Source organism: Streptomyces olivochromogenes, assembly GCF_021538895.1.
GTDB classification, from domain to species: domain Bacteria; phylum Actinomycetota; class Actinomycetes; order Streptomycetales; family Streptomycetaceae; genus Streptomyces; species Streptomyces olivochromogenes_A.
The window spans coordinates 24,374-32,347 of record NZ_JADDRL010000107.1; the positions used below are offsets into that span (position 1 = coordinate 24,374).

The following is a 7,974-nucleotide window of genomic DNA, read 5'->3' on the forward strand; positions in this document are numbered from 1 at the left end:
CCCGGCCCCTTCGCATGTGCTGAGGCGATGTCAGTCCGACGACTGCTGCCGCTTGGGACGCCACACCACCAGCGCGCTGGTCTGCTGGACCTCCTGGTACGGAACCAGGTCGCGTCGGTAGGAGGCGTGCACGGCGGCCTCCCGCTGCCGCATCGCGGCCGCGGCGCCGTCCAGGGCCGCTTCCATCTCCGCCACGCGGGACTGGAGGGCGGCGACCTGGTTCTCCAGTTCGATGATGCGCTTGATGCCGGCCAGGTTGATGCCCTCGTCCTGCGACAACTGCTGGACGGTGCGCAGCAGTTCGATGTCGCGGGCCGAGTAGCGGCGGCCCCGGCCCGCGGTGCGGTCGGGCGAGACCAGGCCCAGGCGGTCGTACTGGCGCAGCGTCTGCGGGTGCAGGCCGGAGAGCTGGGCCGCCACCGAGATGACGTAGACCGGGGTCTCCTCGGTCAGTTCATACGGGTTCCGTCGACGGCCTTCCATCACTCTCAAGCTCCCTTCGCGGCCTCGAACAGCTCCGCCCGCGGGTCCTCACCCGCGGTCGCCTCGCGATACGCCTCCAGCGCATCACGAGCCTTCCCCGACAGGTCCTTGGGAACACTCACCTCGACGGTGACCAACAGGTCGCCGCGAGTGCCGTCCTTGCGGACCGCGCCCTTGCCCCGCGCCCGCATGGTGCGGCCGTTGGGCGTGCCCGGAGGCAGCTTCAGGGTGACGGTGGGGCCGCCGAGGGTCGGGACCCGGACCTCGCCGCCGAGAGCGGCCTCGGTGAACGTCACCGGGACGGTCACCGTGAGGTTGTCGCCCTTGCGTCCGAACACCGGGTGCTCGCCCACGTGCACGACCACGTACAGGTCGCCGGCCGGACCGCCCCGCTCGCCGGGCGCGCCCTTGCCGCGCAGCCGGATGCGCTGCCCGTCGGTGACGCCCGCCGGGATGCGCACCTGCATCGTGCGGGACGACTTGGCCCGCCCGCTGCCGTTGCACTCCAGGCAGGGGTGCTCGGCGATCAGGCCGCGGCCCTTGCAGTCGGGGCAGGGGTCGGTCAGCGAGAAGCCGCCGCCCGAACCCCGGGCCACCTGGCCGGTGCCGACGCAGGTCGGGCACACGCGCGGCGTGCCGTTCTTGTCGCCGGTGCCCGAACAGGCCTTGCACGGTGCCTGCGAGGACATCCGCAGCGGGACCGTGGCGCCCTCGATGGCCTCGGTGAAGCTCAGCGTGACCTCGGACTCGATGTCCTGGCCGCGTCTGGGCTGCGTCCGTGTGCCGCCGCCGCCACCCCGGTTGAACAGGCCCCCCAGGACGTCACTGAACCCACCGCCGCTGTTGCCGAAGCCGCCTCCGCTCTGGGCACCGCCTCCGAAGAGGTCCCCCAGGTCGAAGTTGAAGGAGCCGCCGCCCGCGCCCGGCCCCGGGCGGAAGCCGCCGTTGCCGAAGAGGGCGCGAGCCTCGTCGTACTCCTTGCGCTTCTTGGGGTCGCCGAGGATGTCGTTCGCCTCGGAGATCTCCTTGAAACGCTCTTCCGCCTTGGCGTTGCCCTTGTTGGCGTCCGGGTGGAACTCGCGGGCGAGCTTCCGGTACGCCTTCTTGATCTCGGCTTCGGTGGCGTCCTTGGGGACGCCGAGGACCTTGTAGTAGTCCTTCTCGATGAAGTCCTTGGTGCTCATCCCCGACGTCCCTCCTTCCTCATCCGTTCAACGTCAGCCCTCGTCCGGGCCACCGTTCTCCTTGTCGTCGGCCGCCGCGGTCTCCTCGGCGCCCTCGGCCTTGACCGTCTGCGCCCCGGGCTGGGGTTCGGCCACCGCCACCCGCGCGGGGCGGATGGTGCGCTCGCCGATCCGATACCCGGGCTGCAGAATCGCCACGCACGTCGTCTCGGTGACGTCCGGCGCGTACGAGTGCATCAGGGCCTCGTGGATCGTCGGGTCGAAGGGCTCGCCCTCCTTGCCGAACTGCTGCAGTCCCATCTTCGCCGCGACGGTCTCCAGCGACTCGGCGACGGACTTGAATCCGCCGACGAGCTCGCCGTGTTCCCGGGCGCGGCCGATGTCGTCGAGCACGGGCAGGAGCTCGGTCAGGAGGTTCGCGATGGCGATCTCCCGGACCGCGACCCGGTCGCGCTCGACGCGGCGGCGGTAGTTCTGGTACTCGGCCTGGAGGCGCTGGAGGTCCAGGGTGCGCTCGTTGAGTGCCGTGCGCACCTGGTCCAGCTGGGCCACCAGGCCGGCTGTCTGATTCGCGTCCCCGGCCGGGGCCGCCCCCTCTTCGGAGGCGGCCTTCGGCTCGGCGTCGTCGGAGGTGGCGCCGGAGGGGACGTCGGGCTTCTCCTCGAAGCCCGGGGTCTCCTCCGTCACGCGGCACCGTCCTTGCGCTCGTCGTCGACGATCTCGGCGTCCACGACGTCGTCGTCGGCGCGCGGGGCCTCACCGGCATCGCCGGCGGCGGCCTGCCCGGCCTGGGCGTCGGCGTACATGGCCTGGCCCAGCTTCTGCGAGACGGCCGCGACCTTCTCCGTGGCGGTGCGGATCTCGGCGGTGTCCTCGCCCTTGAGCGTCTCCTTCAGCTCGGCGATCGCGGCCTCGACCTCGGTCTTGATCTCGCCCGGGACCTTGTCCTCGTTGTCCTTGAGGAACTTCTCGGTCTGGTAGACGAGCTGCTCGCCCTGGTTGCGGGTCTCGGCGGCCTCGCGGCGCTTGTGGTCCTCCTCCGCGTAGCGCTCGGCCTCCTCACGCATGCGGTCGACCTCGTCCTTCGGGAGCGAGGAGCCGCCGGTGACGGTCATCTTCTGCTCCTTGCCGGTGCCGAGGTCCTTCGCCGTGACGTGCATGATGCCGTTGGCGTCGATGTCGAAGGCGACCTCGATCTGCGGGACGCCACGCGGCGCCGGCGGCAGGCCGGTCAGCTCGAACATGCCGAGCTTCTTGTTGTAGGCCGCGATCTCGCGCTCGCCCTGGTAGACCTGGATCTGCACCGACGGCTGGTTGTCCTCGGCCGTCGTGAAGATCTCCGAACGCTTCGTCGGGATCGTCGTGTTGCGCTCGATCAGCTTGGTCATGATGCCGCCCTTGGTCTCGATACCGAGGGACAGCGGGGTCACGTCGAGGAGCAGGACGTCCTTGACCTCGCCCTTGAGGACACCGGCCTGGAGAGCGGCACCGATGGCGACGACCTCGTCCGGGTTCACGCCCTTGTTGGCGTCCTTGCCACCGGTCAGCTCCTTGACGAGCTCGGCGACGGCGGGCATACGGGTGGAGCCACCGACGAGGACGACGTGGTCGATCTCGGCGAGGGAGATGCCGGCGTCCTTGATGACGTTGTGGAACGGCGTCTTGCAGCGCTCCAGCAGGTCCGCGGTCAGCTGCTGGAACTGAGCGCGGGTCAGCTTCTCGTCCAGGTGCAGCGGGCCCTCGGCGGACGCGGTGATGTAGGGCAGGTTGATCGAGGTCTCGGTGGACGAGGACAGCTCGATCTTCGCCTTCTCGGCAGCCTCGCGCAGACGCTGCAGAGCCATCTTGTCCTTGCCGAGGTCCACACCGTGACCGGCCGCGAACTGCTTGACCAGGTAGTCGACGATGCGCTGGTCCCAGTCGTCACCACCGAGGTGGTTGTCACCGTTGGTGGCCTTGACCTCGACGACACCGTCGCCGATCTCCAGCAGCGAGACGTCGAACGTGCCGCCACCGAGGTCGAAGACCAGGATGATCTGCTCGTCCTTGTCGAGGCCGTAGGCGAGCGCGGCCGCGGTGGGCTCGTTGACGATACGAAGGACGTTCAGACCGGCGATCTCGCCGGCCTCCTTCGTCGCCTGGCGCTCGGAGTCGTTGAAGTACGCCGGGACGGTGATGACCGCGTCGGTCACCTTCTCGCCCAGGTAGGCCTCGGCGTCGCGCTTCAGCTTCTGCAGGATGAAGGCGGAGATCTGCTGCGGGTTGAAGTCCTTCCCGTCCAGCTGGATCTTCCAGTCGGTGCCCATGTGGCGCTTCACGGAACGGATGGTCCGGTCCACGTTGGTGACCGCCTGGCGCTTGGCGACCTCGCCGACCAACACCTCGCCGTTCTTGGCGAAGGCGACGACGGACGGCGTGGTCCTGGCACCCTCGGCGTTGGTGATGACGGTGGGCTCGCCGCCCTCCAGAACGCTGACGACGGAGTTAGTCGTGCCCAGGTCGATGCCGACCGCACGTGCCATGGTGATTTCCTCCAGCTGACTTGAGTGGAACGGACTCAAGTGTGCACGAGGGTCGCCACTGGGTCAACAGACCTGAGTCGCAGGGGCTCAACTCTTATCCGTTCCTTACACGCAACTGGCCTCTGACCTGCGTGGACGCAATCCGGCGGGCACCGTACACAGGCACCCGAAGGAGGAGCAGGACGACCACAACGGCCCCGCCGGCCACCCAGAACACGGCACTCCCCGCCGCGTACCCGGTGTGCGCGAACACTCCCACGAGGACCGCGGAGAAGGTGCCGAGCCCCAGCAGGACGACGACCCCCTGCGGGGTGAGCCCGAGCCGGCGCAGCCGGTGGGCGAGATGGTCCGGCCCGGCGCGCAGCAGCGGCCGCCGCGCGAGGCGGCGCGACACGACCACGAGCAGGACGTCGGCGGCGGCCAGGGCGGCCAGCGAGAACAGCACCCCGGCGCCGGAGCCGAGGTCGTACCCCGCCCGGGCGAAGACGCCGGAGGAGGCGAGCAGGAAGCCCGTGAACAGCGACCCGCAGGCGCCGAGCCCGGTCCGCGCGGGCGGCCAGTTGTGCATGAGGAAGCCGGTGAGGGCGGCGGCCAGCACGCTGAGCAGCACCGCGAGCCCGTCCATCATCTCGGTGGCGGCGCAGCCCCCGACCCCGAACGCGGTGATGACACCGACGGTCCCGACGAGCCCGTCGGCGTGATCGAGCCCCTTGAAGGCGAGGGCGACGAAGACGATCCAGCCCACGGCGAGGATCCCGGCCCCGAGGCCGGTCTCGTCGTACGGCACGACGCACGCGGCCGCCACCGCCGTACCGGCGACGAGCACCCGCGCCCGCAGCCGCCACAGGTCGGCGACCAGTCCGAGCAGGGCGACCCCGGCGGCCGCGACGAGCAGGTCCGCCACCCCGTCCCCCAGCGGGGCCACGCCCGTCCACTCGCCCACCCCGGCGACGAGACAGGTGGCGAGCACGACGGCGACACCCCCCAGCAGCGGCACGGGCCGCTGGCGCCGCCGGTCGACGACACCGGCCCGCAGGCCGGGCCCGTGGAGCAGCGCGGTGAGCAGGGCGGCGAGCAGGAGGGCGGAGGTGGCGGCGGCGATCCCGTAGAGCACGGATCTAAATTAGGGGTGAATGTAGCAATTTGGTACGAATAACACGATCGGATCTTCATCGACCTTTTGAGGTCACCCTCAGCGACGCAGATCACCGCACGGCTGACTACAGTGCGGCGGAGGATGGGGGTAGTCTCAGACGGACTGCATAAGTTACCGCTTAGTAATGTCGAGGAATCCCCTCGAAGAATCCCCCTCGCAGGCCCGAGGAGCCCCGAAATGCAACTCGCCGCGATCATCGTGTCGCTGGTTCTGATCGTGGTTGGTGTGGCCCTGTTCGCCCGCGCCATCCTGCAGATCTTCAACTTCATGCGACTCGGCCAGAGTGTGCCCGCGGGCACCCGCACCGACGAGCCCGTGCAGCGTACCGTCACCGTGGCCCGGGAGTTCCTCGGCCACACCCGGATGAACCGCTGGGGCATCGTCGGTGTGGCGCACTGGTTCGTGGCGGTGGGCTTCTTCACCCTGCTGCTGACGATCGTCAACGCCATCGGCCAGCTGTTCCAGGCCGACTGGCTCCTGCCGATCCTCGGCGACTGGACGCCGTACAACGTCTTCGTCGAGTTCATCGGCACGATGACCGTGCTCGGCATCGCGGTCCTGATCGTCGTCCGCCAGCTGAGCAGGCCGGACAGGCCGGGCCGCAAGTCCCGCTTCGCCGGCTCCAACTTCGGCCAGGCGTACTTCGTCGAGACCGTCATCCTCACCGTCGGCATCTGCATCTTCATGCTGCACGCCCTGGAGGGCGCCCAGCACCACGTCGACGGCTACGAGGCCTCGTTCTTCGTCTCGTACCCGGTGGTGTCGTGGCTGGAGGGCATGGACCTCTCCACGCTCCAGAACCTCACCTACTTCTTCGCCGGCCTGAAGATCGCGACCTCCTTCATCTGGATGATCGTGGTCGCCCTGAAGACCGACATGGGTGTGGCCTGGCACCGCTTCCTGGCGTTCCCCAACATCTGGTTCAAGCGCAACGCCAAGGGCGAGACCTCGCTCGGCGCGCTGCTCCCGATGACCTCCGGCGGCAAGCCGATCAACTTCGAGGACCCGGGCGAGGACGACGTCTTCGGCGTCTCCCAGGTCGAGCAGTTCTCCTGGAAGGGCCTCCTCGACTTCTCCACCTGCACCGAGTGCGGCCGCTGCCAGTCGCAGTGCCCCGCCTGGAACACCGGCAAGCCGCTGTCGCCGAAGCTGCTGATCATGTCGCTGCGCGACAACGCCCACGCCAAGGCGCCCTACCTGCTCGCGGGTGGCGGCAAGACCGTCGAGGGCGAGGAGAAGGCGTCCGAGGAGCAGCTGGCCGGTGTGCCCGCCGCGGCCCTGGCCGAGGCCGAGCGCCCGCTGATCGGCACCGCCGAGGAGAACGGCGTCATCGACCCGGACGTCCTGTGGTCCTGCACCACCTGCGGCGCCTGCGTCGAGCAGTGCCCCGTCGACATCGAGCACGTCGACCACATCGTCGACATGCGGCGCTACCAGGTGATGATCGAGAGCGCCTTCCCGTCCGAGGCGGGCACGATGCTCAAGAACCTGGAGAAGAAGGGCAACCCCTGGGGCCTGGCGAAGAAGCAGCGCCTGGAGTGGACCAAGGAGGTCGACTTCGAGGTCCCGGTCGTCGGCAAGGACATCGAGGACCTCACCGAGGTCGAGTACCTGTACTGGGTCGGCTGCGCCGGTGCCCTCGAAGACCGCGCCAAGAAGACCACCAAGGCCTTCGCCGAGCTGCTGCACATCGCGGGCGTGAAGTTCGCGATCATGGGCGGCGACGAGAAGTGCACCGGTGACTCCGCCCGCCGCCTGGGCAACGAGCCCCTGTTCCAGGAGCTCGGCATGGAGAACGTCATGGCCCTGAACACGGCGTTCGGCGAGGAGCTGGACGACGACGGCAAGGTCACGGCGGAGTCGCGCAAGCCGAAGTCGGCGAAGAAGATCGTCGCCACCTGCCCGCACTGCCTCAACACGATCGGCAACGAGTACCCGCAGCTCGGCGGCGACTACGAGGTCATCCACCACACCCAGCTGCTGCAGCACCTGGTGGACGAGGGCAAGCTGATCCCGGTGACGCCGGTCGAGGGCATCATCACCTACCACGACCCGTGCTACCTGGGCCGCCACAACAAGATCTACACGCCTCCGCGCGAGATCATCGCCAACGTCCCGGGCCTCCGGAACGAGGAGATGCACCGCCACAAGGAGCGCGGCTTCTGCTGCGGCGCCGGTGGTGCCCGCATGTGGATGGAGGAGCGGATCGGCAAGCGCATCAACAACGAGCGCGTCGACGAGGCCCTGTCCCTGAACCCCGACATCGTCTCGACGGCCTGCCCGTTCTGCCTGGTCATGCTCACCGACTCGGTCAACGGCAAGAAGAACGAGGGCAAGGCCAAGGAGTCCATCCAGGTGGTGGACGTGGCCCAACTGCTCCTCGACTCCGTCAAGACACCGGTCGACCCGGCGGGCGAGACGGCAACGGAGAACGAGCCGGAGCCGGAGCCGGTGAAGTAACCGGCCGTTCGGCCATTCGGCCATTCGGCCATTCGGCCATTGAGGAACGCGGTGGCGCCCCCTGACCTGGATGGTTGGGGGGCGTTGCTGTGTGGTGGGGGCGGTGTTGTCGTGCGGGTGGGGGCGTTGCTGTGTAGGGGCTGTCTCTTATACACATTCTGACGCTGCC

At 68.9% G+C, this 7,974-nt stretch carries 6 protein-coding genes; 1 reads left to right on the top strand and 5 read right to left on the bottom strand.

Annotation, left to right across the window (positions count from 1 at the left end):
* Positions 1–30: 30 nt before the first annotated feature.
* The 5 genes from IPZ69_RS36660 to IPZ69_RS36680 form a co-directional block, all read right to left on the bottom strand.
* Positions 31–483 carry a heat shock protein transcriptional repressor HspR gene (locus tag IPZ69_RS36660; RefSeq protein WP_235459023.1) on the bottom strand — a complete coding sequence of 151 codons (453 nt, stop codon included), beginning with the start codon at positions 481–483 and terminating at the stop codon, positions 31–33.
* A 5-nt stretch (positions 484–488) separates the two neighbouring features.
* On the bottom strand, positions 489–1,667 hold the full coding sequence (gene dnaJ / locus IPZ69_RS36665) for a molecular chaperone DnaJ (RefSeq protein WP_235459024.1): 1,179 nt from the start codon (positions 1,665–1,667) through the stop codon (positions 489–491).
* Positions 1,668–1,700: 33 nt separating this feature from the next.
* Entirely contained in the window at positions 1,701–2,354 is a 654-nt protein-coding gene (gene grpE / locus IPZ69_RS36670) for a nucleotide exchange factor GrpE (RefSeq protein WP_235459025.1), read from the bottom strand.
* Positions 2,351–4,189: a molecular chaperone DnaK gene (gene dnaK, locus IPZ69_RS36675; RefSeq protein ID WP_235459026.1), complete on the bottom strand. Its 1,839-nt coding sequence runs from the start codon at positions 4,187–4,189 to the stop codon at positions 2,351–2,353. The genes grpE and dnaK overlap by 4 nt, the downstream gene beginning before the upstream one ends.
* A 94-nt stretch (positions 4,190–4,283) precedes the next feature.
* A complete protein-coding gene (locus tag IPZ69_RS36680) occupies positions 4,284–5,303 on the bottom strand; it encodes an MraY family glycosyltransferase (protein WP_235459027.1) in 1,020 nt (339 codons plus the stop codon).
* Positions 5,304–5,522: 219 nt separating this feature from the next.
* Here IPZ69_RS36680 and IPZ69_RS36685 point away from each other — a divergent pair, with 219 nt between their 5' ends.
* Positions 5,523–7,805, top strand: coding sequence for a (Fe-S)-binding protein (locus tag IPZ69_RS36685; protein ID WP_235459028.1), 2,283 nt, complete (start codon positions 5,523–5,525; stop codon positions 7,803–7,805).
* Positions 7,806–7,974 lie beyond the last annotated feature (169 nt).